The following is a 26,780-nucleotide window of genomic DNA, read 5'->3' on the forward strand; positions in this document are numbered from 1 at the left end:
GCATTTGCCAGATAGAACTAAAAATGTGATCTATATCATTTTAAGTGAATGTTAATCTCGACCTAAATAACAGGAGTACTCGGTTATTAAGTCACATTCAGCAATATTAAATTGTTGCGTAACTATTTATTTACAATATTACATTCACATTTACAGTAATTATTTTTAAAATGAAGTTATAAATAGTCAGTGGAAGGCTATTTTCAGTTATAAAAAAACGCCGAATTATCGGCGTTGTTGTAATTGATATCGCACTCGTCGATTGGACCCCAACCAACAGCGCTGGGGCCTTAACTCGTGTTAGCTGGCTTTTTCTGCTTCATCCTGATCAACCGCAAAGCAGGCGACCATTTGATCACCATATTGCTTCAGTTGCGGCTGTAGTTGGGTGCAAGTCCCAAACGCCCGACGACAACGGGCATTAAATGCGCACCCCGGTGGCGGGCTCATGGGGCTAGGTAGCTCACCCGTCAATTTAATTCGCTCACGGCGCATATCAGGGTTCAGCCGAGGGGTAGCAGAGAGCAATGCCTGTGTATAAGGGTGGCGTGGGTTATTAAAAATGGCTTCTTTACTGCCTTTCTCAACACAGCGCCCCAGATACATCACCATCACTTCATCAGCAATGTGCTCAACCACTGATAAATCATGGGAAATAAAGACATACGACAGACCCAGTTCCTGCTGCAAATCCATCATCAGGTTCAATACCTGAGCCCGCACCGAAACATCCAGTGCAGAAACCGGCTCATCGGCAATCACCACATCGGGATTCAACATCAGCCCACGAGCAATGGCGATACGCTGGCGCTGACCGCCGGAAAACATATGGGGATAACGGTCATAATGCTCGGTTTTTAGGCCGACCTTTGCCATCATTGCCAATGTTTTCTCACGCCGCTCTTTGCTGTTGAGATTAGTATTGATTTGCAGTGGCTCTTCCAGAATCTGCCCCACTTTCTTACGTGGGTTCAGCGAGCCATAAGGGTTCTGGAACACAATTTGAATCTTCTGACGCCGTAGTTTTTCCGCACTTTCATCCGGCTTAAGTAAATCCTGACCCTGGTAGTAAAGCTCACCGCCAGTTGGGATCTCTATCATGGTCAGCAAGCGGCCCAGTGTGGATTTACCACAACCGGACTCGCCAACCACGGCCAATGTTTTACCGCGCTCCAAGGTGAAAGAAACCCCATCCAGTGCTTTAACCAGACGCTCTGGTGCAAAGAACCCTTTTTTGACCGGATAGTATTTTTTCAGGTCGATAGCCTGTAATAGCGGCTTGGATACCTGTGATTCTTTTTTCATATCAGTTGGTTGGCTCATAAGGTCGGCCTCCCCGCATCATCGAGCGGTGTATGACATTTAACCTGACGCCCCGCTGGCCCCAGCAGTTCTGGCTCTTCACGGCGGCAACGATCATTGGCATACGGGCAACGTGGGTTCAATAAGCACCCGTCAGGACGGTCATATTTACCCGGTACCACACCCGGTAACGACGCCAGACGCGCTTTATCCTGAGCAAACTCCGGTAAGGCTCGTAACAATGCCTGAGTGTACGGGTGCCGTGGCGCGCGGAAGATTTCCGAGGCTTTACCGGTTTCCACTACCTGACCGGCATACATCACAATAATATGATGAGCCGCCTCAGCCACCAGTGCCAGATCATGGGTTATCAACAGCAGCGCCATATTTTCACGCTGCTGTAACTCCAGCAGCAATTCAATAATCTGGGCCTGAATGGTCACGTCCAGCGCAGTCGTTGGCTCATCAGCAATCAACAATTTCGGCCGACAAGCAATCGCCATCGCAATCATCACGCGCTGGCTCATCCCGCCGGAAAGCTGATGCGGATACACATCCAGACGTGACGCGGGATCAGGAATGCCCACCAGCGTCAGCAAATCCACCGCCCGCTGACGGCGGGTTTTACGGTTGCCGCCCTGATGCACCTTCAGCGCTTCCATAATCTGAAAACCGACGGTATAGCACGGGTTCAAACTGGTCATCGGGTCCTGGAAGATCATGGCCACTTCCGAACCCACTAACTGACGTCGCTCTTTCTCGGAAATCTTGGTCAGGTCACGGCCATTAAACTCCAACTTGTCAGCCATCACTTTGCCGGGGTAATCAATCAGTCCCATAATCGCCAGTGAACTGACCGACTTACCGGAACCGGATTCACCCACAATCCCTACCACCTGCCCTTGCTCAATGCTGTAGCTAATACGGTCTACGGCCTTGAACGGCGCACCTTCGTCACCGAAGTGCACCGATAATTTATCTACATTTAAAAGTGCCATCTCTCTCTACCTCTGTTACTGCTTGAGTTTGGGGTCGAGAGCATCACGCAGGCCGTCCCCCATCAGGTTAAACGCCAGAACCGTCAGCAGGATCGCCACACCGGGGAAGGTCACGACCCACCAGGCGCTTTGGGCGAACTGCAACACGTCAGAGAGCATGGTGCCCCATTCCGGTGTTGGCGGTTGCGCACCCATGCCGAGAAAGCCGAGAGCCGCCATATCCAGAATGGCGTTAGAGAAGCCGAGAGAAGCCTGCACGATTAACGGCGCAAGGCAGTTGGGCAGGATATTGATAAACATCTGGCGCATCGCACCCGCCCCAGCCACTCTTGAGGCCGTTACGTAGTCGCGGTTAACCTCAACCAGCACCGCGGCACGGGTTAAACGCACATAATGCGGCAAGGCAACAAAGGTCAATGCGAGCGAGGCGTTAACGATGGAGGGGCCAAATACCGCCACCAGCACTAATGCCAGCAACAGGCTTGGCAGTGCCAGCATGATATCGACAACACGCATGATGATGGCATCAACGATACCGCCAAAATAACCGGCCAATAAACCGAAAATCACGCCCATCACCAGTGATAGCACCACCACCAGACAACCCACCAGCAGCGAGAGGCGAGCACCGTACATCAGGCGAGATAAGACATCACGGCCCACATCATCGGTACCCAGCAGGAATTTCCAACTGCCGCCCTCTTCCCAGACCGGCGGCTTCAGTAACGCATCACGAAATTGCTCTGCCGGCCCGTGCGGGGCAAGCCAGGTAGCACCGGCAGCAATCAATAGCATAATAATAATGTAGAACAGGCCGATAACAGCCCCTTTATTGCGCTTGAAATAGTGCCAAAACTCCTGCAATGGAGTCATCGGCTTCGGCGCACTTTTTACTGTAGACTCAGTAAGTTGAGACATTCTGCGCCCCTTATTTCTTGTGACGAATACGCGGGTTAACTACGCCATAGAGCACATCTACCAGCAAGTTAACTAAAATAATCATGATTGCGACCAGCAACACACCACCCTGAACCACTGGGTAATCACGGCGTTGCAAAGCATCCATCAGCCAGCGCCCTAACCCCGGCCAGGAGAAGATGGTTTCCGTCAGGATAGCGCCTGCCAGCATGGTACCAACCTGCAAACCAATCACGGTAACCACCGGTAGCAAAGCATTACGCAGTGCATGGACCACAATCACCCGCATCCGGCTCAGGCCTTTCGCCCGCGCAGTACGGATATAATCTTCACCCAAGACTTCCAGCATCGAGGAGCGCGTCATACGCACGATGACGGCAAGAGGGATAGTCCCTAAAACGATGGCAGGCAAAATCATATGCATCACCGCGTCTTTGAAATCACCCGGCTCACCCCAAACAAAGGTGTCAATCAGCATAAAACCAGTCAAAGGCAGGCTGTCATCAAGGAACACCGTATCACTGACGCGCCCGGAAACCGGAGTCAGGTTCCATTGGACCGAGACCAACATAATCAGCATGATGCCCCACCAGAAGATAGGCATCGAATAGCCGGTAAGGGAGATCCCAACAGCGGTGTGATCGAATATTGAACCGCGTTTAACTGCCGCCAACACCCCCACCGGAATACCCACCGCGATAGCAAACAGCATCGCGCAGATCCCCAGTTCCAGTGTCGCTTTAAAGCGTGGGACGAACTCTTCCCAGACAGCAATACGGCTTTTCAGCGAGATGCCGAGGTCGCCATGTAATACGCCATTCACATAATGGAAGTATTGTTGATAGAGAGGCTTGTCTAGCCCCATTTCCGCCATGATTTGAGCATGACGCTCGGTGGAGATGCCGCGTTCCCCAGCCATGATGGTCACCGGGTCACCCGGGATCATATGGACAAAAGCAAAGGTCAGCAAAGTAATGCCGATAAACGTTGGGATAACTAACCCCAAACGTCGGAGTATGAACTGCAACATATCCCGAACTCTCTGTGTAGAATGCCGGGCTGCTCGTGGGCAACCCAGCTTATTAAAACCTTCCCAATAAGCTATTTTACTTGCCATTTTGACCTAGGGTAGTGCTCACCACCGTCACGTAGCCATGATTTACAAGGTCATGGTGTCCGCTCCAGTGCTTGCGCGCTGTCCATGCTCAAAATTTCTGCGACAATGACACTTATTGGGAGAGGTTATATGGCTCACATCTGTATCTGTTTTAACCTATACCCTTCATACTTCAAACTGCATGTGCGTTGGCTACACTCAATCACCCGAATCACTTACTTCAGTAAGCTCATCGGGACTCATTCGCTTGCCGCCTTCCTGCAATTCGAATTATTTTGGGTATCAATAAGAAACCGGCGAATATGCTTTTACACATACTCACCGGTCTTATGCACGGTTAAAATTAATCCAGGGACACGTTCTCGAAATGGTGTTTACCCAACGGATCTACAACATAACCCTTCACTTCTTTACGCACTGGCTCATACACAGTTGAGTGAGCAACAATCAGCGCCGGAGCTTGATCATGCATAACAACCTGAGCTTGTTTGTAAAGTGCGACACGTTTGTCATGATCAGACTCAGCACGAGCAGGCTGAATCACGTCTTCAAACGGCTTATAACACCATTTGGAGTAGTTGGAACCTTGCTTGGCCGCATCACAGCTAAACAGGGTGGCGAAGAAGTTGTCTGGGTCCCCATTGTCCCCAGTCCAGCCCATCATCACCGTTTCATGCTCGCCGTCTTTAGCACGCTTGAGGTATTCGCCCCACTCGTAAGTCACTATCTTGGCTTTCACACCAATTTTCGCCCAATCAGACTGGATCATTTCAGCCATACGACGGGCATTCGGGTTGTACGGACGCTGAACTGGCATTGCCCACAGATCGATAGCGAATCCATCTGGTAGGCCCGCTTCTTTCAACAGCTCTTTCGCTTTAGCCGGATCGTAAGCGTAATCTTTCACGTCATCGTTGTAGCCCCACATAGTCGGTGGGATCAGGTTCTTGGCTGCTTGACCAGCACCCTGATAAACCGCATCAATAATCGCTTCTTTGTTAACAGCCATGGTCAACGCCTGACGAACCTTCACGTTATCCAATGGTTTTTTCTCAACGTTGAAGGAGAGGTAACCGACGTTCAAGCCAGGTTGCTCCATCAGGTTGATGGTTTTGTCTTCTTTCATGCGAGCAATGTCAGCCGGGTTAGGGTATGGCATAACCTGACATTCATTTTTCTGCAATTTAGCGTAACGGACTGACGCATCTGGTGTAATAGAGAACACCAAACGATCAATTTTCGGCTTAGTACCCCAGAAACCCTCAAAGGCTTTGTACAGGATACGGGAGTCCTTTTGGTATTGTTGCAACTGGAATGGGCCGGTACCGATTGGGTTCAAATCGACTTTTTCCGGGGTGCCCGCTTTCAGCATCTTGTCGGCATATTCAGCAGACAGGATAGAGGCAAAGTCCATCGCCAGATCGGCAAGGAATGGCGACTCAGGACGCGCCAATTCAAAACGCACGGTGTTGTCGTCAACTTTAACCACATTGGTGATCAAATCACCCATACCCATGCCCTGGAAGTATTCATAGCTGCCGCCAGACACTTTATGGTACGGATGTTTGTCATCTTTCTGACGCATGAAGGAGTAGATCACATCGTCAGCATTGAGATCACGGGTCGGTTTGAAGTCTTTATTATCTTGCCACTTCACGCCTTTACGCAGATGGAAGGTATAGCTTTTGCCATCTGGGCTAACTTCCCACTTTTCAGCCAGACCAGGTTCAATTTCGGTAGTACCGAGTTTGAATTCAACCAGACGGTTGTAGATGGGTACCGAGCTGGCGTCATACGTTGTGCCAGAGGTAAAGAGCTGCGGGTTGAAACCCTCAGGTGAACCTTCAGAACAATAGACTAATGTTTTTGCTTGTACACTGGCCGCCACGGTCAGTGCAATCAGCCCAATACCGAATTTCAGTATCCCTGTTTTTCCCAAGGAAATCGTCATCGCTTGTGCTCCATTATGGTGATGTGTGTTGTGTGTACGGCCAGACCCTATAATTTTTTCGTCCGTGGACTGTACCGTTTTGGCTCATTAGCCGCAGGGATGCGGGATTGAGATGTCGGATAAAAGCTATCACGACAGCAATTTTGAATGCATTGAATCACCCAAACTGCTCTCTATGACTCCCCCTGAGGGTACCAATTTGGCAACAGTTGGTGGCAACGTCAATACGGTCTGAAAGGTTTTATCAAGACAATGAGAAACAGCATGCAAACATAAAAAAAACTTCTCGTTAACATTATTAGCATGAAAAATTATGCTAGCGGTAATATGCCAGCGATATTGACTGGCTAATTAGAATAAAGCAGTCGCAACATCCAGTGACAAACGAAAAAACTTTGTTGCTAAATGATGCATATCTGGTCGGATTTTTTTGTAATCTCGACAGAAAACAGGAGGAAATGCTGTCGTGACAGCCGATAAGTGACGTGATCGTTGTCACATCCAGCCAGAATTTCACACATCTTGCGTGCCGTTAAAAAAGCAAAGTCAGCTTGCCACCCCCCTCACCGTCCAAGAGATAGCAAGGCTTCATACGAAAGTGCACCCTAATGGTGCCCCTTATGAGTGCATGACTGCGCAACAGATATTATCGGTGACCAAATCATGTCAGTGGGGGCGATTTAGATTAAGGAAATAGCGGGATGGATAGGCAAATTTGGCAGAAAAAACACAAAAAAAAACCTGACTTAAAAGTCAGGGTTCTTAAATTTGGTCGGCGAGAGAGGATTCGAACCTCCGACCCACTGGTCCCAAACCAGTTGCGCTACCAAGCTGCGCTACTCGCCGAATCGGGGCGCATCTTACTGCTACGATTTTTGGCCGTCAATCACTTTTTAACAAACGCTGAGTGACTGTTGTTAAAAACATCACCAACGGCTAAAACTGACGCATTTGCACGTAAATCAGGCTTCCGCTTGCTTTAATTCTGGCGATTGCGCCCGTAGGAATGGCAGCAAGAAGAATGCAGATAAACAGGCCGCAATGGAAATAACCACAAAGAAACCATTCCAGTGCCAAACCTCCATCACGCGGGCAATGGGGTAGCCAGATAAGGCCGCACCCAAGTAGGCAAACAACCCAACAAAACCGGTAGCAGCTCCCGCAGCATCCTTATGTGAGCATTCAGCGGCAGCCATACCAATTAACATCTGCGGGCCAAAAATGAAGAAGCCAATGGCAAAGAAGCAACTCGCCTGCAAGATGTAACTGACACCCGGCATAATCCACAACGACGCCACCGAGAGGAAAATTCCAATAGCAAATATCAAGTTCATTGGCCCACGGTTGCCACGGAACCACTTATCAGAACCCCAACCTGCCACCAACGAGCCAATAAAACCCCCCACCTCGAACAGTGAAATCGCCGAGTTGGCCGTCATCAATGAATAACCTTTCTCTTGTGTCAAATAAAGGTTACCCCAGTCATTGATAGCAGTACGAACGATATAAACCAGCACGTAAGATACCGCCAGCAACCAGATATATTTGTTGGTTAATACATAGCGCTTCACAATCTCTTTATTTGATAGCCCCTGGCCTTCAGATTCCTGGACCAATTCCATCGCATCATTGCGCCACTTACCCACACTCGGCAACCCCATCGTGCTCGGCTTATCACGCAAGCGCCAACACATCAGTAAACCGATCACCACACCGATAATACCAGGGATAATCATGCCGTAACGCCAGCTAAAGTGCAGAGAAATAAAGCCGACCAACAAGGGAATCAGTGCACCACCAAAGTTATGCGAAGTATTCCACATCGCCCACCAACCCCCGCGTTCTGAGCGCGAATACCAACTGGTCAGGATTTTGGAACAAGGCGGCCAACCCCAACCTTGGAAGAAGGCATTAAGGATCCACAAAGAACCAAACACAAGCAGTGACGAGCTCATGCCGAACAGGATATTGATAACCCCGGTCATAACCAACCCAATGCCCATAAAGTAGCGCGGATTTGAGCGGTCACTTATCATGCCGGAGATAAATTTAGAGCAACCATAAGTGATATAAAAGAGTGTGCCTAAAATCCCGACATCAGACATGGTCAGCCCTAAATCACTCAGCATTGCAGGCATGATGAAGTTAAAGCTTTTACGGGTGAAATAGAACGCAGCGTAGCCGATATACATCGTCCACATTAGTTGAATACGCCAATATTTATAAGACGAATCAATTTGCGCTTGATCCGTGACGGGCGGCACGTTATCGCGGCTTTTGAGGAAAGACCACATGTGAACCTCAGAAATTTTTTCAAGTAGAGTCATCATGTTCCTCGTGCGTACAAAACCAATGAGAAAAAACCCTGCAAAAACCGAGAATATTTCTTAGTTTTCATTAGCTGGCAGAGAAACTGTGGGCAAGATCACATTTAAACAGGTGCCGTTATCGACACTCAGCGTAAAATCCCCCCCTAAAGCACTCACCCGTGATTGCATACCTCTTAGCCCATAACCTGGGGTTAATGTCGCCAAATCAACACCTTTTCCATTATCGCGAATCGTCAGTGTTATCTGTCTATCATTCTGTTGTGCATTAATTTCAATCCGGCTGGCAGCACCATGGCGATAGGCATTGGTTACTCCCTCCTGACAGATACGGTATAGGGTGATTTTCAGTGTTTCATCTATATCAGCGTCACTGAGTTGCCAGTTAAGCACACCGGTCACTGATTGATCCTGCGGAATAAGTTCACGTATTAGTGCAGCAATAGCCGCCGATAAGGGCAGATTATTCAATGCCGCAGGCCACAGTTTCGCCAAAACATCATGGACACCATCGTAAACCCGCAACGCCAGCGTCTCGACCATTTCGGCACTGGCCAATACCTGTGGTTGGGTAGTTAACCGTTTGATAATACTGGCTTGGGTTCGGATAACCGTCACTGTCTGCCCAACCTCATCATGCAGTTCACGTGCAACATCACGCCGGGCATGTTCTTCGGCCACCACCAATGCTTTAGCCAACTCACGATTTTCATTCAGCCGTAGCTGTAATTGGTAATTTAACTCGCGCTGACGCTGGATCCCCGCACCTAATAATAAGCCGGTCAAACTCTGCGCCAATAACGACAACAACAAATCACGGTGTGAATCTAATTCTGCGGGGGTATTGATCAATAACACCATGCCATTGAGCAATGTGGCCACCACCGCCCCTTGCCAACCATAGCGATAAGACATAAATACAATCGGGATTGCCAAACAGAACGGTGCAAACAAATACAAATCTGACTCGGTGACATGATGTTGTAGCCATATGCTCAAGGCGAATAGCAGCAGATACCACAGGATATGGCGCAAACGTAGATTAATGGGTTTATGAATCAGCCCCGGCTCCAGCGGAGCCCAGATTTGACGCGCCAGATAGTGCCACAACAACAGACAAATCGGCGCGATGGTAAATCCACCCACCAACCCCAATAACAGCGCCATCGCACCCTGACCACTGTTAATTTGCCATCCTAATGCTTGTATCAATGCAGCACCAAAAATCACCACACCTTGCATCAAGGGCCACTTCCATTCACTGCCGCTGCTCTGATTGCGCAACAGCCAAGGAGAAGCGATAACCGCCAATAACGTGGTCGCCAGCAGTAAGGGAATCGCAGCCCACAGCAAGCTATAAGGATAGCCAAACTGATCGGTCAGCAGCCACCATAGCAGTGCATCACCCAACAGAATGCCCGGCCAATATTGACGTGGGCTTTGCAATAAAATGCCCATCCGCAGGCCAAACGGGAACAGCAGTAGTGCCTGTAACGGCCGATCAACTAATTGAGTGCCAACGGACCATAAACAGAAAGCTGCAGTGATATAAATAAATAACAATGCCAGCAGCATAATAAAACGCTGCATCATAGATTCAATACCTGCTTAGCTAACTCAACGTTATTACTGACACCGAGCTTGGAAAATAAGTTAGCTCGATGAACATGCACGGTTTTCGGTGACAGGCCAAGTGACTCGGCTATCTCGCGCACTTCCATTCCTTGCGCTAATAACAAGGCAACTTCCCGCTCACGTCGGGTTAAGGGGTCAACAGCAATACGAGTCAATTGTTGGGCGATTTCAGGCATCAGATAGACGCCGCCACTGCCAACGGTACGGACAGCGGAAACCAGATCTTCTGGCTTACAACGCTTGGATAGGAACCCCCGCGCACCACGCTCCAACGCCATTTCCACTAGCGCCGGGCTGTCGTGCATCGAGAGCATAATGACCCCCATCCCTGAAGGGAGGTCTTTCAGTAAATCTAAACCACTCTCATCAGGCATCGAGATATCACAAATACAGATATTCGCCTGTAGGCTAGGTAATCCGAGGCGTGCCTGTTTTGCTGAACTAAACTCCCCCACCACTTGAATATCGTCTTCCAGAGAAAGTAGCTGGGCAAAACCTGAGCGCACAATGTCATGATCATCAATAAAGGCAACACGGTAAGTCATGGAAGACTCCAGCCAGTAGGGATTGGAACTGGAGTATACCGTAACCTAAAAGTGACAATGGGATTGGAATCAAAAATCATTCCGTATCGGATTATACTTGTGCTAAATGTTTATTTTGCGGGCCGCCCCGGTGCCTGGCACCAGTTATTCTGGGCATTAATGCCGCCATCTGGCGAGGTATAACCTAAACAACCCAAAATAGAATCAAACAATTCAACCTGACGATGGGTCTTACCCACCCGCTGCTCAGCCTGTAGTTGCTCAAAAGCCGCGAGATGATCCGGTTGCGCCAGGAATTTGTCCGAGGCCCAAACCATCAATGGCACACGGAATTGCTCCGGGGGCGCCATTTCACGTGGTGTTCCATGGAAGTGGGAGTTCTCGTCAATAGACTCACCATGATCCGATGCATAAAACACTAATGCTTTTTTATCCCGCATTTGGTCAATCACATTTGCGATAAACGAATCGGTATACAGCACACTGTTATCAAAAGCGTTCACCAATTGCTGCTTACTGCAAAAATCATCGACCCCCATACATTCAGGCTGATAGCGGGCATAACTGCGGGGATAGCGTTGGGAATAGAGGTAATGTGAGCCTTTGGTATGCAATACCACCAAATGTTTGCCTACAGGATAACGTCCCAGAGACTCCTTCAATTCATCAACCAGCAGCATGTCATCTACCGGCTTATCATCGTTGCGCTTCTCTGAAGCAATCAATTCACGGAACGAGTAATTATCAGTATTCGCATTGTTGTAAAACCAAATTTCGCTCTGCATGGCAAACAGTTCAGAGGTAAAACCCAATGATTTCATCACCGTAAACACATTTTGCTCTTTCAATGTGCGCTGTGGATTATTCTCAGTGCCGCCTTCGCGCACAAACATGCAGCGCAGTGAAAGTTTGGTTGAGGTATCACAAGATGTGCCACGGAAAGCGACTAAATTCTTCTCTTTACTCAGGCGAGGAGTGGTATCACGTGGGTATCCCAACAACCCCATATGATCCCAACGCGTTGTTTCGCCAATGATAAACACAACATAGGTGTCATCAATACCGGCAGGCGCGATATAAGTATGGTGTTCGGTCGGGTTATACAATGTTACCGCATCATAACGCTCGTTATATTGGGTATAAGCATATAAACCCAATGCAGCCAACCAGTTAGAGGGTAAATATGAGTGAGCAACCACACCGCCATAACTCGGCAAATCCACCGTTTTCAGTTGCTCATTAGCATCTTGTACATTATCCAGATAGCGTAACGGCAACCAAACCAGCGCCACAGCAACCGCCATCAACAAAACAGGCTTAATACGCTGCCCTGGTGTCAAAAATTGCTCAAGCAGGGTTAGCCGCAGAGTGTTTTTCCAGATAAGTAGTAACGGTAGTGTGCTGACCAATACCATCCAAATGACAAAATGTAACCCGATGACTTCTTTCGATAAATCTGTATCGGTGGTCAGCACCGAAATAACGATGCCGTAGCCAATGACAACATTGAAAAAAGTCATGTAATAGCTGGCAGCGACAGAAATTAGGACCAGCAGGGTGGCAATAACACGATAAAACCACCGGCCACCGAGGGAGATCACCCTCATAACAAAAAAGGTAAACAGAATAATGGCCATCACTTCGATGATAGCAGACACGACTTTTATGCCTTGGATACCTTGGCTAAAGGAGTCAAAACGACGATAAAAGACAGATATATTCAGGAAAATACCAATATAAACAGCCAACAACAAAGAAATGCTTTGCTGTGATAAAGATTTAACTCTGTCCATATAACGCCAGGTCTCCAGAGACACTATTTGCGGCTTGAATCAGTCAGACAGTGAACCCCCCCTCAGGTTCAGTGCGAGATCAATAAGCATGCTATTGATTTTAGTTACAAGAATTATCTTAACAATTCTTAGTTCGTCAATCCACGAACTAGCGCATAGTCTCTAGAGGATATATTGGCTTATTTATTTGAAGTTAGAGCAGAAAATTTGGGGATGCAGCATATAGCCCACAAGATAATTCTCATGGGCTGCTGAGATGAGAAATTGGCTTATTTGATATTCAATGTCACATCAATATTGCCACGCGTGGCATTGGAATATGGGCAGACAACATGTGCCTTTTTCACCAAATCTTCTGCTACGCTACGCTCGATACCCGGCAAGCTGATATCCAGTTGCACTTCAATACCAAAACCAGTTGGAATGGCACCAATACCCACGGTACCTTCAATGCTGGCATCATCAGGCACTTTCACCTTTTCTTTTGATGCCACAAATTTCAGCGCACCAAGGAAACAAGCTGAATAGCCCGCAGCAAAGAGCTGTTCTGGATTAGTCACAGCGCCCCCCGCCCCACCCATCTCTTTTGGGACGCCCAATTTCACATCCAATACGCCATCTGAGGATGTTGCCCGACCATCACGCCCGCCAGTGGCTTTAGCTTTGGCACGGTATACGACTTTTTCAATAGACATTTTGCTTTCCTTTCTGGGTCAGTAAATATGAACAACAGCTACGACTTGAAAGTATGGCACTCATTATGAAAAAGCCCCCGATTCGGAGGCTTTAACATCATCTTATTTCGCTGGTGCGTCTATCTTGTCATCTATCCGCTGCAACATGTACGAATAGAATGGATTTGATGAGATACGCATCAGTGAGTCTAACCCGACAACCAGTACCGCCCGCTCACCACGAGCGGCAAAAGTCCCCAAGCTGATACCGTATTGGTCACGCGGTTCTGGATAGCGGCCATACAGCGAATCACTCATTGGGAATGGCAATGCCACGTGGGATAACGAGAAAATGTCCGGTGGGTAAATCAAGCCGGTAGGTACTGAAACCTCGTTAGTCTCACCCGCCAAGGTAGTCAGCGCCACTGTTTCATTACTTTGCGGTGAAACGTTGGTAATCACCGTTACGCTATAATTACGTGGTGGTGGAGGCAACAAACGCGCCAGAGCAGTATAAGAAGAAGTTCTTAATAGCGGGCCGAAACTGGCGGCACGGTTCAAATCGAACAGCACCACTTCGCTACCATTCTTCGGCAAGTGGTTATAAAGAGCAGTAACAACCGCACGAGTACTGACCGTTGAATCCATTAACGACTGGAAGGTCAGAATCGGAGGTAACTCCTCCATCTTATTGTTTCTGGCATCACGCGCAATTTGCTGTTGCAGCACAGACGTCAGTAAATAAGACTGACGGGCAGCATTCACTGGGAACGAGTTATATTTGAAAGGATTAAACTCCGGCACAATCCCCAACCAGGCAGCTTTAGCAAAGGCCGGGAAGATAGCGGGCCAACCGGCAATACCGGCAAAACGCGCAAAACTGGTGACACCGATCATCGGGGATATCAAGATAACCCGCACCGGTTTCGCCAGTGTTGGGTCATCCATTGAATCCAACGTATATTTCATTGCCAACGCGCCGCCATTGGAGAAGCCGACCACGTGTAGCGGTAAATCAGGGCCACTCAGTGCTTTGGCTTCACGAACAGCTAAGCGCGTTGCCGCCAGCCAGTCCTGCCATTCAACATCGGTCAGAGCCGCAGGCACTGTTCCGTGAGCGGGCAAACGAATACCAATGGCAACATATCCACGCTGACGATAATTTTCAGCAATATGACGCAGGCTATAAGGGGTGTCAGTTAAACCATGCAGTAAGACCACAGCACCTTTAGGTTTACCTTCTGGCTCAAGAATATATGAGCGATTCCAGTCATTTTTGAAATGTGGGGGGTAAATCGAGCTACCAGAGTAATAACGATTTAATGGAATTTCATTCCTTGGTTCCAGTTTCTCGGTAACATTAATCCGCACTTCATCGAAAAGGTTATTTTCAGCTTTGATGTAATCCGCCCAACTGGCTTTATCAATCTCAGCCGCGCGCATATCATGAGGAACAAACGTATGCCAAAGCTCGAGCTTTGGGCCACGTTGTGTATCGTAAATTCGTATCGCCAGTATGGTAACTGACATTACCACCAAGACCAGTACAATCCGTTTAATCCACCGCTTAATGGCTATGGCAGGCATGGGCCGCTACTCCGTATGTATATAATTTTTCACAATTGAGGTCAGTTTATCACCATCTGGCCACGCCGCTACTTTAAACGCAAAACATTATCTTGGTATATAGTGCGATAACAATAAAATGAATATGTGATTATTCCATCAACTCAACATCTTTAGACGGGGTAATTATCCATTGCTCATCGGACCCCACTCTATAATTAAATAGTCTGAAGCATTAAGTAACCTGATTTAATTTTGTCGTGAGCTGACCTCAACAGAATCCTTCATCTACCGGGGTAACATCCTATGAAAAAAACTGAACCCGTGACCGAGCAGCCGCCACTACAGACACGTAAAGTCGATTATCTCCGCTACCATCGTGCTCATGAACACTTATCAACCCCTTTCGGCAACAGTTGGTTTGCCCAGAAAGCAGAAGCTTTTGCCCGTTTTTTCGGCACGCCAGTCTTCCTTGGCGCACAAACACTCATTGTGGTGATCTGGATTGGTCTGAATGTGATGGGTATTGTCAAATTTGATATTTACCCGTTTATTTTGCTAAATCTGGCTTTTAGCTTACAGGCGGCCTACGCAGCACCCCTTATTTTATTGGCGCAAACCCGCCAGGCAGAACGTGATAAGGCTAATGCACAAGCCGATGCACAACATCGCGAGGCACTAGCCATTGCGAATGAAGAGCGGCAAAGAATGGCAGCGCAAAATGCGGAACAAATGCTGGAGTTACTGCGGCAGAATACAGAACTCACCACCCTGACCAATCAATTAACCACCCGCCTTGAAACCATGGCGTTAGAATTACACCAAAAATTGGTGATCAATGTGCCGACTCGCCCCCCACAGAGCTAAAAAGCAACAGTATGGCCGCTGAATCGATCATCAGCGGCCAGTCGTGACTAAACCTCGCGACTTTCTATCTGTTTTTGCAAACTCTCTATCGGTTCTTGAAGAGACCGTGGTGAAGCCTTGCGTAACCAGACCCACCAGGCGAGAGTCATTAATACTACCCACGCCACCCCAACATACATGGCGATACGGGTATCAGGGAAGTAACCTAAAACCGCGATAATAAATGCCATAAAGATGATGGTCAGAATCGGTGCCACTGGCCAGAACGGTACCGGGAATGTCAGCCGGGCAATATTCTCTTTGCTCATAGAGCGGCGCATCGCCACTTGCGAGATAAGGATCATCAGCCATACCCAGACCGTCGCAAAGGTGGCAATCGAGGCAATAATCAGGAATACATTTTTCGGGATCAGATAGTTCAGCACCACACCACATAACAGTGCGATTGCCATCACCAAAATAGTCATCCATGGCACACCATTACGGGTCAGACGGCTAAAACACTTCGGTGCCAGCCCTTCTTGCGCCATGCCGTACATCATGCGACCCGCACCGTAAATATCACTGTTAATGGCGGAAATAGCCGCGGTAATAACCACCAGATTCAAAATATTAGCAGCAGAACTAATACCTAAACTACTGAAAATCTCAACAAAAGGACTGCCATTTTGCCCAATACTATTCCATGGATAAATAGCCATCAGCACAAACAAGGTCAAAACATAGAACAGTAGAATGCGTATCGGTACGGTATTAATGGCACGTGGTAGTACTTTTTCTGGGTTCTTTGCCTCACTGGCCGTGACACCGATAATTTCTATCCCCCCAAAAGCAAACATCACCACGGCAAATGATGCAATCACCCCCGTCAAGCCATTCGGCATAAATCCTTGATGAGACCAGAGATTACTGACACCGGTGCTCTCATGACCTGCACCAAAGCCAAACATCATGATGCCCAAGCCGGCAGCAATCATGGCAATAATCGCCGTCACTTTTAGCAACGATAGCCAGAACTCCATTTCACCAAACACTTTGACTGAGCAGAGATTCAGCGCACCAATAAAGAAAATAATACTCAGCACCCAAACCCACTGTGGCGCATCAGGGAACCATAACCCCATATAGATACCGAATGCGGTGACATCAGCCAACGCCACAATAATCATCTCAAAGGTATAGGTCCAGCCAGTGAGAAAACCGGCCAGCGGCCCAAGATAACGGCTGGCATAGTGACCGAAAGAGCCTGCTACCGGGTCATGCACTGCCATCTCACCCAGCGCGCGCATCACCATAAACACGGCCGCTCCGCCGATGAGGTAAGCAAGTAAAACTGCTGGTCCCGCCAGACGAATCGCCTCGGCAGAGCCATAAAACAGACCGGTCCCAATGGCGGAACCTAACGCCATAAACCGGATATGCCGGGCACTGAGGCCTCGTTTGAGCGTGGATGAATCATTTTTCATGGTACATTCTCGCAAAATTTGTGCCTTTTCAGGCAGGGGTTCAGAGAGGGTGATCCCGGTAATCGGGACCACCCATAGGTTGATGTAATAACTGGTGACCGTTGTTATTAGTAGATTAATTGTTATTAGTTGATGAACGGTTATTAGTGGACAAATCGTTATTAAAGGCTGGGTAGTAGGTGCGCAGGCATCAGTTCATTCATATGACGCTGCGCGATGAGTTGGCTTGCCGCTTCAATATCGGGGGCAAAGAAACGATCTTTCTCGTAGTAGGCTACATGTTGGCGCAATAGCTGGCGGGCAGGCTCCAATGCATCCGAGGTTTTCAAACCTTTGCGCAAATCCAACCCCTGACATGCCGCTAGCCACTCAACAGCCAGAATGTCGCGCACGTTTTCGGCCATTTCCCACAAGCGTTTACCCGCACGTGGTGCCATAGAGACATGGTCTTCCTGATTGGCAGATGTAGGAATACTGTCAACACTGGAAGGGTATGCCAGCCCTTTATTTTCGCTGGTTAATGCAGCAGCAGTCACCTGTGCAATCATAAAACCAGAGTTTACGCCGCCATTTTCCACCAGGAATGGTGGTAACTGCGACATATGTTTATCCATTAATAGTGAAATACGACGCTCGGCTAATGAACCTATTTCAGCCAGTGCCAATGCCAAATTATCCGCTGCCATAGCCACCGGCTCAGCATGGAAATTACCGCCTGACAGCACATCGCCTTGTTCGGCAAACACCAGCGGATTATCTGATACTGCATTCGACTCGATAGCCAGCACCTCTGCTGCCTGACGCATTTGAGTCAGGCAGGCACCCATCACCTGCGGCTGACAACGCAGAGAGTAAGGATCCTGTACTTTGTCACAATTCTTATGAGATTCAGAGATTTCACTGCGATCGCCCAACAGGTGGCGATAAGTATTGGCCGCGTCAATCTGACCACGCTGGCCTCGCACCGCATGAATACGTGCGTCAAACGGGCTACGGGAGCCTAAAGCCGCTTCCACGGTGAGACTGCCAAAGACAGACGCCGCAGCATAGAGATCTTCGGCTTCAAACAAACCACGTAGTGCATAAGCTGTTGAAACCTGAGTGCCATTGAGTAATGCTAACCCTTCTTTGGCCGCTAAGGTGAGCGGTTCCAGGCCCGCTTTCGTCAGAGCCGTGCGAGCATCAAGCCATTCGCCCTGATAACGCGCTTTACCTTCTCCCAACAGCAGCAAGCTCATGTGCGCCAACGGTGCTAAATCACCGGAAGCACCCACGGATCCTTTTAGCGGAATATGCGGATAGACCTCTGCGTTAACTAACGTAATCAACGCATTAATGACTTCCCGACGGATACCTGAAAATCCACGCGCCAGGCTATTGATTTTCAACACCATAATCAGCCGCACAATGGCGTCGTCATTCGGCTCTCCGACGCCGGCTGCGTGGGAAAGGACTATCGAACGTTGCAGGTTCTCCAGATCTTCGGTAGCGATGCGAGTCGATGCTAACAGGCCAAAACCAGTATTAATGCCATAGGCAGTACGCTTTTCTGCCAATATTGCCTGTACGCACTTCACACTCTGCTGGATAGCCGCATCAGCACTTTCATCCAGCGATATGTTGACTGGATGTTGGTATATATGTCGCAAATCCGCCAACGTCATCAGCCCAGGGTGCAGTACCATTGTTTTATTGACTGTTTTATTGACTGTTTTATTGACTGTTTTCATGATTTTTTACCTTGAGTTGCAGCAACCATCGGCAGGTTCAACCCCTGCTCTTGTGCACAATTAATGGCAATGTCATAACCTGCATCTGCATGACGCATAACACCAGTAGCCGGATCGTTATGTAATACCCGGGCGATGCGCTCAGCAGCATCATCAGTGCCATCACAGACCACCACCATGCCAGAGTGCTGGGAGAAGCCCATCCCGACACCACCACCGTGGTGCAGAGAAACCCACGTTGCGCCACTGGCCGTATTGAGCAATGCATTGAGCAGCGGCCAGTCAGATACGGCATCAGAGCCGTCCTGCATCGCTTCGGTTTCTCGGTTAGGACTGGCAACTGAACCGGAGTCCAGATGGTCGCGGCCAATGACAATCGGGGCCGACAGTTCACCACTGCGAACCATCTCGTTAAAAGCTAAACCTAATTTAGCGCGCTGCCCCAAGCCTACCCAGCAAATACGGGCCGGTAGCCCTTGGAAACTGATACGTTCGCGGGCCATATCCAACCAGTGATGCAAGTGCTCATCATCAGGGATAAGTTCCTTAACCTTGGCATCGGTTTTATAAATATCGTCGGCGTTACCAGAGAGCGCAGCCCAGCGGAACGGGCCAATACCGCGACAGAATAGCGGGCGAATATACGCAGGGACAAAACCAGGGAAATCAAAAGCATGAGTGACCCCCATATCTTGTGCCATCTGGCGAATATTATTGCCGTAATCAAAGGTTGGAATACCCATATTGTGGAAGGCCAGCATCGCTTCAACATGTTCCGCCATGGAAGTTTTAGCGGCATTAACCACCAATGCGGGTTCGCTTTGGGCGCGCTGACGATACTCTTCCCAGCTCCAGCCTTTTGGTAGATAACCGTTTAGCGGGTCATGTGCGCTGGTTTGGTCGGTCACCATATCTGGGCGAACCCCACGACGAACCAGCTCAGGTAAAATTTCAGCCGCATTGCCACACAGTGCAATAGAAACAGCTTCACCCGCCGCAGTATATTTTTCGATTCGCGCTAACGCATCATCCAGATCGGTGGCTTGTTCATCGACATAACGGGTTTTAAGACGGAAATCGATGCGGCTCTGCTGGCACTCAATATTCAGAGAACATGCACCCGCCAAGGTTGCCGCCAGTGGCTGTGCCCCGCCCATGCCACCCAGACCTGCCGTTAATACCCAGCGCCCTTTCAGGCTGCCACCAAAGTGCTGTCGACCGGCTTCGACGAAGGTTTCATAGGTACCCTGCACAATGCCTTGGCTACCGATATAAATCCAACTGCCTGCGGTCATCTGGCCGTACATCGCCAACCCCTTGGCATCTAGTTCGTTAAAATGCTCCCAGTTGGCCCAATGAGGCACCAGATTCGAGTTGGCAATCAATACTCTAGGGGCGTTACTGTGGGTTTTGAAGACACCGACGGGCTTACCTGACTGAATCAGTAGCGTCTCGTCGTCATTCAGATGGGTCAGGCTTTCAACAATCTTGTCATAGCATTCCCAATTGCGGGCTGCGCGGCCGATACCGCCGTAAACCACTAATTCTTTTGGATTCTCAGCCACGTCTGGATCAAGATTGTTCATTAGCATACGTAACGGGGCTTCGGTCAGCCAACTTTTGGCCGTAAGTTGCGTACCACGCGGGGCACGAATCTCAGTATCACGGAATCTATTTGGGGCAGTCACGGCAATTTCCTTCAACCAGTTTTTCAGGTATCAACGACATTACTTAGCTTGAGTATTTATTAACATATACTCGTATAGACAAGTACAATCAAGCTCTGGTAAAAAGGCAATATTCTGCCGTACCCAAAAAAAATAATATTATGAATAGTGTTTTAAATTAATTAGTTATAATTAATTTCGTTCTGCGTTAAGGCAGAGTAGAAGGATTTTCAACGTGGTTTTACTGATGAAATCAGCATAAAATTGGTGTGTTTTTGCGCACGAAGTCACATATACGTCACATGGATTTTACATTGTGACACACTAAATCGGCGATATCGTCCCAAATACACTATACGGTTCCGCGGTTGACCATTAGGGGGCTACCAAACACAAAATGTATCCGTCGTTACCTATAACTCATTGTTTATGATGAACCTGGCTATCAACAGGCGCTTGCTCTCGCTCAGTTAAGCCGTAGTCCCGTACCACCGCCGCTACCCGCAGGCGATAACCGGCGAACACACTCGCACGCCCCGCGGCTTGTGCGCTACGATGCTGTTCAATATTCCGCCACTGCTTAACGGCCGCCTCATCGCGCCAAAATGATAGCGATAACAACTTCTGCGGATTACTTAAACTCTGAAAACGTTCTACTGAAATAAAACCGTCCATTTGTTCCAATAAAGGTTTCAGTGCCCCGGCATAATCCAGATATGCGTGGTACTCACCCTCTGCCGGTTCAACTTCAAAGATAACTGCGATCATCGGTGACCCCATCGGATAAAATGAAAGAAAACAATATTAAACGAAGCCATCAATGTATTTAAGACATTTACGTCTTTTCTGGGGTTAGTTGGCGATTATATAGGATGTACGTCACTTACTATGCCGGTAGGGGAGCATGTGCTGGCGCGGGTTAAAAGCTTCAGTTATTGATGGGATTGGGGCGCCCTCATGGCGGTTATTTTGTTCTTATCGGGATAACAGCATTGGATCGCCCCGATAAAACGCAGTAATACAAAACCTTATAAAGCCACAATGATAAAAGCCCCGACTACAGTAGTCAGGGCTTTTAAGGTACTACAGATTTAAAATTAAACATTAATCAACTTAATAACGTGACACTTATCTTAGTACTATTTACAAAGATGTACCTATTTCTACAGGAATATTTGGTGCTTACAACTAACTCTATCCTCCAATATATTAACTGAATGATAACATTTCCCGTTTGTTACATTTAGCCATGCTTATGATAACACTGACTAAATTAGTACATCACCCTCGCGATATATACTCTTACTACATGGCTTTACTTTCTTCGCGATATCCTCGACTTCATACTTACGTACACAAATCGCGAACATTACTATTAACAACAAAGCCTTAACTCATCGCGTTTTGGTCCACATATGCGATCGTAAAGATTTATTACGTGGCCTGAAATCATCATCGCACGAGTCCATTATTAAAAACCCATCGCGAATCTCACATAAAAAAATATTTCGTGACCTTTATCGCATTATTTTAAATCAACTACATGGACACCGGCTAAATAAAGAGTTCGTTACTAATTGCACCGGTGTTGAATTCCAATCTACGTGTTCTGTACCAGATGTCAATACTGTTTTTAAGAACATGTTTTTATTATCAGTACTACTGAAAATAACTTGGCATTTTATTGGTTTAGAATCATACAAAATCATCCGTATCGAATCATCATAACTTCAACAAGCTGATTCTACTTATTTTTCATATTTACTTAAAATGGGGATATTTTGTAAGTGCTGAGGAATAGGCAAAAAAAATTTTTGGCGGAGATCACAGGAGTCGGTATTACAAGATAATCTTTTGTATTTACTACATTTTAAAATCCCGCGCCTGAGATGTGCCCCCAATTATGCCCCCAAATACTTTTGCTTGATGTCTAGGGCGCTGAATTGAAACGGGCCGCTGCTGCTGGCCCGTAAGAGGATAACTTTCAGGTACATTTTTAAGGTATTTTTCGACACGCTATTACTTCATGTTGATACCATAACCATATGGCTGATGAATGTTTTTCTGAGTGTATTTCCAATTAATTCGTCTGATAGACGCCTAGTGAACATCTATATATTCACTTTTCAGCTAAGGCCCGGAGTAAGTGGTTAGCTACCTCGACAAAACTTGCCAACGCCTCTTCATAGGAGTGTGGTTCCTGCGAATAAACCAGTGGGCTAAGCCTCGTTATGTATAAATGGTTCAACCATTTACCCTGCCCATCTTTAGTATTTTTTATGACATCAAGACTTTTACTCAGGACACTATACGGGTCATCAACGAATGCCTGAAATTGCTGTGAATATTCTTCCATATCAGTTTTTACTGAGTGCCCGAACATACTAGCAGCAGCATTAATCGCTTTGGGTTTTATTGTGTATATGCGCCATACATCATAAATATGCCGTACTAGCGCCTCATCAAATTCGGCTTGCCTCACGCCAGCACAATACATTGCAAATCGTCTTAGAAGAGATAAGACCTTTTCGGCAAGAGTCTCGGATATGTTGATACATTCGATATCAAAATCAGGGTAGCTTTTACCATTTACTAATTGTTGATAAAGATAATTAATCTTTAACTTCTCAGTAGGTAAATTGATGGGGCGATTTATTAATTCTACTTTTATACAGCTACGCAAAGGGTTAGAAACACCGCTACTGAAATTCCCTTGATAGCTTAAATCGACATTATAATGACGGTGCTTATCATTAATTTCAGGGTTTTCACCTTCTTTATCAGTAAGGTAGAAACCTAGTTCTTCTAGCTTTGTTGTCAGTTTTTTATGAATATCTTTCAGTCTTGCTTTATCAGATGAGCATTCATTTTTTAATTTATAGGTGTTCGGAACCTCTGGAAGAATGACTTTTATATCAATATCTTCTGACATCCGACTAATCAAATTATAAGCTTTCGATAAGCAAGTACCGCCAGCAAACACTAATCGGACAGGAAGCTCTATATTTACTGGCTCAACAGGTAATTTTTTACTTCTAGGGTCAAATCCTTTTAACTGTGCCTCATGCACTACATTCAAGTTAGCTAATACACGCAATGCATCTGTTACATGCACATCTTTTTCAGCGACAAATGCTGGCAGGCCATTTAGCAGGCCCGCAGCTTCCGCATCCTGAATATCAGCAATTTGCTCATCCGTAAGTTTTTTCATATTTTACATTTTTACCCGAAACAGTGATGTTTCTGGATATTTTCCTTCCTGGAGTTCTGACTTGGAGCTGCATTGGGATCTGTGTCGTTCTTCCCGCGTTATAATCCTCTAAGGCCTTGCCCTGAGTGACTTTCACGTTGAGTTTTTTGAACGTTTCTTCCACAACAGTTTCAAATGGTGCGGCTACCGTCCTTTTCCCCGCAAATCGGTTAAATCTAGTTTTTGCATACACGCCAAGGCTAACCCGAATTAATACGCCCTCTTTAACGAGTTCAGACAATGCCTTGCTAACTTGCGATTTGCTACCCAAGTGTTCCAGCTCCGAACGCAGTACAACAATACCTTTCCGGTTGGCGATGGAGCGCAACAGTTTTTGCTTCAAAATCATGATTGCCTCCTTTAAGCACTCATAGGTAAATCAATGCTTATTATAGATTGTTTTTAATTTAAAACAATGAGTTACTTTAAAAAATTAAAGTTATAAATGAGCATCTATATCTTGTTAACTATCAAGAGATTAGTATGTTAAGTGCTCAAATGAAGTGAGATGGAGTGATTCTTAATCTTTAAAGGCATCTCACGATGCCTTTTTGCATTTAGGGGTTATTCGGCCTCGAGAGGCTCACTGATAGCTTGATGATAAGTTTGATGTAGCAGGTCTATTTGCTGCCATAGGACGAGATTGAGTATTTCTTTTGCAGCGGGTTGATCAAGCACGACAACGGCGTAAATGAGCGCACGGCAATGATCAATGAGGTCTTCCACTTCGCGGGGCGAGTTATCGTACATGGCGCACCTCCGGCCGGAGAGTGGCGGCCAGTGATGCTGGCAGGTGAAGAAAAGCGATACGGCAAGGGGCTTTAGTCGTCGAATCCATGATGACAACCTCTCAGTTGATGGCTTTATCCCACCACCAAGAGCTGCTAATCCCTTTGGGTGGTGGACTGAACGGGGTTAGCAGACCGGTCAACAGAGAACCCGGCGCATCTTTCGATGCCCCCGTCCAGCCCACCATTGTTTTTCACAGGTGTAACTGTACCCGCACATAGTAACCGCCTGCGCGGTTGTGCGCTCTGTTTTGTCTCGGGCTGCTAAACCCAGCAACGGATTTTGCCGCTGCAAGGGCACTATATCCGGCCATTCTCTACTGTTCAATTAACCAGTAGTAAATTAGGACAAACATTTTTGTAGATGCGAGAGGGGCCGCATTTGTAGGGGAATTGATCATTGAGTTTTTGTTTCAGTAAAACAGCCACTTTATATTATGTACATTTGACTCATATTTTTCGACATATGGTGAGAGTATGTCGATTGTATCGACATGTATTCACAACATGTACATTTACTCAATGATTTTAGACACGTAATCACATATGTCGATTGCATCGACATGTTTTCATATCATGTACATTTATTTTATATTTTTCGACATGTGACTTTGAAATTCGCAGATTTAGGTTTATAGTATTTTCATGTCGATAAAAGGATGAGGAATGAACATGATATGGAACCCTACACAACCGTATAATGACCTGCCACGATTGCCGCCAAAACAAGAAATTGAGACTAAGCGTGTACTAAAAGCATGCGTTGAAGCGAGAACTGCACTTGAAGGGTTAAAACGGGCGGGCGAGTTATTACCGAATCAGAATCTTCTCATTAATCTAATTCCTATTTTAGAAGCTAAAGATAGTTCTGAGATAGAAAATATTGTGACAACTACTGATAAGTTATTCCAGTATTCCAGTGAGGACAGTAATGCTGATCCTATGACAAAGGAAGCATTAAGATATAGGACTGCACTTTATGAAGGTTATCAAGAATTAAAAGATAGGCCGCTATGTGTAAATACGGCATTAAAGGTTTGTAATACGATCAAAAACTCAAAAATGGAGATCAGGAAAATTCCAGGGACAGCATTAAAAAACCAAGCTACTGGTGAGACCATTTATACACCTCCAGTTGGAGAGAGAAATATTATAGAGTTACTTTCAAATTGGGAGAAATTTATCCATCAAGAGGATGATCTTGATCCTTTAGTTAAATTAGCAGTTACACATTATCAATTTGAAGCTATCCATCCGTTTTCTGATGGAAATGGTCGCACAGGGAGAGTCATTAATTTATTGTTTTTAATAGATAAAAATCTAATCACCTTACCTATTCTTTATTTGAGTCGATACATTATTAAAAATAAAAATAGTTATTACTCCTTATTATTGAAAGTAACAAAAGATGGTGATTGGGAATCATGGATTTTATTTATACTGTCTGCGATTGAGAATACATCAAAATGGACGTTAGAAAAAATAAATGCAATTCGTGAACTAATGGAACATACATCATCACATATGAAAAATGAAATTAACGATATTTATAGCTATGAATTATTGCAGTGTATTTTCGAGCAACCCTACTGTAGAATACAAAATTTAGTGAGTAATGGGATCGCAAAAAGGCAGACAGCATCAAACTATTTAAAGAAGTTGTGTGAAATAAATATATTGCATGAAATTCACTCAGGAAAAGAAAAGCTCTTTGTTAATTATAATTTAATTAATTTAATGAGCGATGATGAGAATAAATTCTCTCGCTATTTTTGATTTTATGGATGCTATCCATGAATACCAATAGGATGGCATTAATATATCATTTATTCTAAATAACTTACTATAAATTGAGTAGTAGCTTATTGAGACAGATTCTATATTTCATCTATATGCAAAATTTACATAAATTCAATACATTTATATAACGTAACGGCCCCATCCCCACTATTCACCCCCTTCACCAAGCAACAAGATCACCCCCACAACCCTTGCCCGCTCTGGCCTCAGCCTCTCTGAACACTCCCCCTCAGACTCTTCAGCAACTGTTCAGGTGTTCAGTTTTTAATACCTGCCATCCACGAATTAATGAATACCTCTGAATACTGACTGAACAGTTATTAGTAAACTATTCAGTCGGTTTTTATCTTTGTATTTCAATTAATTAAATCTATTTCTGAACACTC

At 46.5% G+C, this 26,780-nt stretch carries 20 protein-coding genes and 1 tRNA gene; 2 read left to right on the forward strand and 19 right to left on the reverse strand.

Going from position 1 to position 26,780, the window contains the following annotated elements:
- Nucleotides 1-300: 300 nt before the first annotated feature.
- From dppF to A6J66_016300, 12 genes are all read right to left on the reverse strand, one after another.
- Nucleotides 301-1,305 (reverse strand): ABC transporter ATP-binding protein, encoded by a 1,005-nt coding sequence (gene dppF, locus A6J66_016245; GenBank protein ID PNM27045.1) that lies wholly within the window; start codon nucleotides 1,303-1,305, stop codon nucleotides 301-303.
- A 14-nt stretch (nucleotides 1,306-1,319) separates the two neighbouring features.
- Nucleotides 1,320-2,300 (reverse strand): dipeptide ABC transporter ATP-binding protein, encoded by a 981-nt coding sequence (locus A6J66_016250; protein PNM25591.1) that lies wholly within the window; start codon nucleotides 2,298-2,300, stop codon nucleotides 1,320-1,322.
- 15 nt (nucleotides 2,301-2,315) lie between these two features.
- Nucleotides 2,316-3,218 carry a dipeptide ABC transporter permease DppC gene (locus A6J66_016255; protein ID PNM25592.1) on the reverse strand — a complete coding sequence of 301 codons (903 nt, stop codon included), beginning with the start codon at nucleotides 3,216-3,218 and terminating at the stop codon, nucleotides 2,316-2,318.
- Between the two features lie 10 nt (nucleotides 3,219-3,228).
- Nucleotides 3,229-4,248 (reverse strand): dipeptide ABC transporter permease DppB, encoded by a 1,020-nt coding sequence (locus A6J66_016260; GenBank protein ID PNM25593.1) that lies wholly within the window; start codon nucleotides 4,246-4,248, stop codon nucleotides 3,229-3,231.
- A 430-nt stretch (nucleotides 4,249-4,678) separates the two neighbouring features.
- Nucleotides 4,679-6,286 (reverse strand): ABC transporter substrate-binding protein, encoded by a 1,608-nt coding sequence (locus tag A6J66_016265; GenBank protein PNM25594.1) that lies wholly within the window; start codon nucleotides 6,284-6,286, stop codon nucleotides 4,679-4,681.
- Nucleotides 6,287-7,055: 769 nt separating this feature from the next.
- A tRNA-Pro gene (locus A6J66_016270) sits at nucleotides 7,056-7,132 on the reverse strand.
- A 116-nt stretch (nucleotides 7,133-7,248) separates the two neighbouring features.
- Nucleotides 7,249-8,580, reverse strand: coding sequence for an MFS transporter (locus tag A6J66_016275; GenBank protein PNM27046.1), 1,332 nt, complete (start codon nucleotides 8,578-8,580; stop codon nucleotides 7,249-7,251).
- Nucleotides 8,581-8,673: 93 nt separating this feature from the next.
- Nucleotides 8,674-10,206: a signal transduction histidine-protein kinase/phosphatase UhpB gene (locus tag A6J66_016280; protein PNM25595.1), complete on the reverse strand. Its 1,533-nt coding sequence runs from the start codon at nucleotides 10,204-10,206 to the stop codon at nucleotides 8,674-8,676.
- Nucleotides 10,203-10,793 carry a transcriptional regulator UhpA gene (locus A6J66_016285; protein PNM25596.1) on the reverse strand — a complete coding sequence of 197 codons (591 nt, stop codon included), beginning with the start codon at nucleotides 10,791-10,793 and terminating at the stop codon, nucleotides 10,203-10,205. Before A6J66_016285 ends, A6J66_016280 begins: the two co-directional genes overlap by 4 nt.
- A gap of 110 nt (nucleotides 10,794-10,903) precedes the next feature.
- Nucleotides 10,904-12,586, reverse strand: a complete 1,683-nt coding sequence (locus A6J66_016290; protein ID PNM25597.1) for a kdo(2)-lipid A phosphoethanolamine 7''-transferase — start codon at nucleotides 12,584-12,586, stop codon at nucleotides 10,904-10,906.
- Nucleotides 12,587-12,855: 269 nt separating this feature from the next.
- Nucleotides 12,856-13,281 (reverse strand): organic hydroperoxide resistance protein, encoded by a 426-nt coding sequence (locus A6J66_016295; GenBank protein ID PNM25598.1) that lies wholly within the window; start codon nucleotides 13,279-13,281, stop codon nucleotides 12,856-12,858.
- A gap of 102 nt (nucleotides 13,282-13,383) precedes the next feature.
- Nucleotides 13,384-14,847: an alpha/beta hydrolase gene (locus A6J66_016300; protein PNM25599.1), complete on the reverse strand. Its 1,464-nt coding sequence runs from the start codon at nucleotides 14,845-14,847 to the stop codon at nucleotides 13,384-13,386.
- A gap of 285 nt (nucleotides 14,848-15,132) precedes the next feature.
- On the opposite strand from A6J66_016300, the gene A6J66_016305 reads away from it, so the two are divergent.
- The gene (locus A6J66_016305) at nucleotides 15,133-15,693 is read left to right on the forward strand and encodes a DUF1003 domain-containing protein (GenBank protein PNM25600.1); all 561 of its coding nucleotides are present in this window, start codon (nucleotides 15,133-15,135) and stop codon (nucleotides 15,691-15,693) included.
- Between the two features lie 47 nt (nucleotides 15,694-15,740).
- Here the strand turns inward: A6J66_016305 and proY are convergent, their stop codons facing one another.
- The 7 genes from proY to A6J66_016340 form a co-directional block, all read right to left on the reverse strand.
- Nucleotides 15,741-17,102 carry a proline-specific permease ProY gene (proY, locus tag A6J66_016310; GenBank protein ID PNM27047.1) on the reverse strand — a complete coding sequence of 454 codons (1,362 nt, stop codon included), beginning with the start codon at nucleotides 17,100-17,102 and terminating at the stop codon, nucleotides 15,741-15,743.
- 218 nt (nucleotides 17,103-17,320) lie between these two features.
- On the reverse strand, nucleotides 17,321-18,844 hold the full coding sequence (gene hutH / locus A6J66_016315; protein PNM27048.1) for a histidine ammonia-lyase: 1,524 nt from the start codon (nucleotides 18,842-18,844) through the stop codon (nucleotides 17,321-17,323).
- 41 nt (nucleotides 18,845-18,885) lie between these two features.
- Complete coding sequence (gene hutU / locus A6J66_016320; GenBank protein ID PNM25601.1) at nucleotides 18,886-20,577, reverse strand: urocanate hydratase; 1,692 nt, start codon at nucleotides 20,575-20,577, stop codon at nucleotides 18,886-18,888.
- Between the two features lie 399 nt (nucleotides 20,578-20,976).
- On the reverse strand, nucleotides 20,977-21,324 hold the full coding sequence (locus A6J66_016325; GenBank protein PNM25602.1) for an antibiotic biosynthesis monooxygenase: 348 nt from the start codon (nucleotides 21,322-21,324) through the stop codon (nucleotides 20,977-20,979).
- Nucleotides 21,325-22,675: 1,351 nt separating this feature from the next.
- Nucleotides 22,676-23,671: a nucleotidyl transferase AbiEii/AbiGii toxin family protein gene (locus A6J66_016330; GenBank protein PNM27049.1), complete on the reverse strand. Its 996-nt coding sequence runs from the start codon at nucleotides 23,669-23,671 to the stop codon at nucleotides 22,676-22,678.
- 76 nt (nucleotides 23,672-23,747) lie between these two features.
- The gene (locus A6J66_016335) at nucleotides 23,748-24,155 is read right to left on the reverse strand and encodes an S-adenosylhomocysteine hydrolase (GenBank protein PNM25603.1); all 408 of its coding nucleotides are present in this window, start codon (nucleotides 24,153-24,155) and stop codon (nucleotides 23,748-23,750) included.
- 215 nt (nucleotides 24,156-24,370) lie between these two features.
- Nucleotides 24,371-24,652, reverse strand: coding sequence for a hypothetical protein (locus A6J66_016340; GenBank protein ID PNM25604.1), 282 nt, complete (start codon nucleotides 24,650-24,652; stop codon nucleotides 24,371-24,373).
- A 608-nt stretch (nucleotides 24,653-25,260) separates the two neighbouring features.
- On the opposite strand from A6J66_016340, the gene A6J66_016345 reads away from it, so the two are divergent.
- Entirely contained in the window at nucleotides 25,261-26,370 is a 1,110-nt protein-coding gene (locus A6J66_016345) for a Fic family protein (GenBank protein PNM25605.1), read from the forward strand.
- Nucleotides 26,371-26,780: the final 410 nt, after the last annotated feature.

This window comes from Yersinia enterocolitica (assembly GCA_002082245.2).
In the GTDB taxonomy this organism is placed as follows: domain Bacteria; phylum Pseudomonadota; class Gammaproteobacteria; order Enterobacterales; family Enterobacteriaceae; genus Yersinia; species Yersinia enterocolitica_E.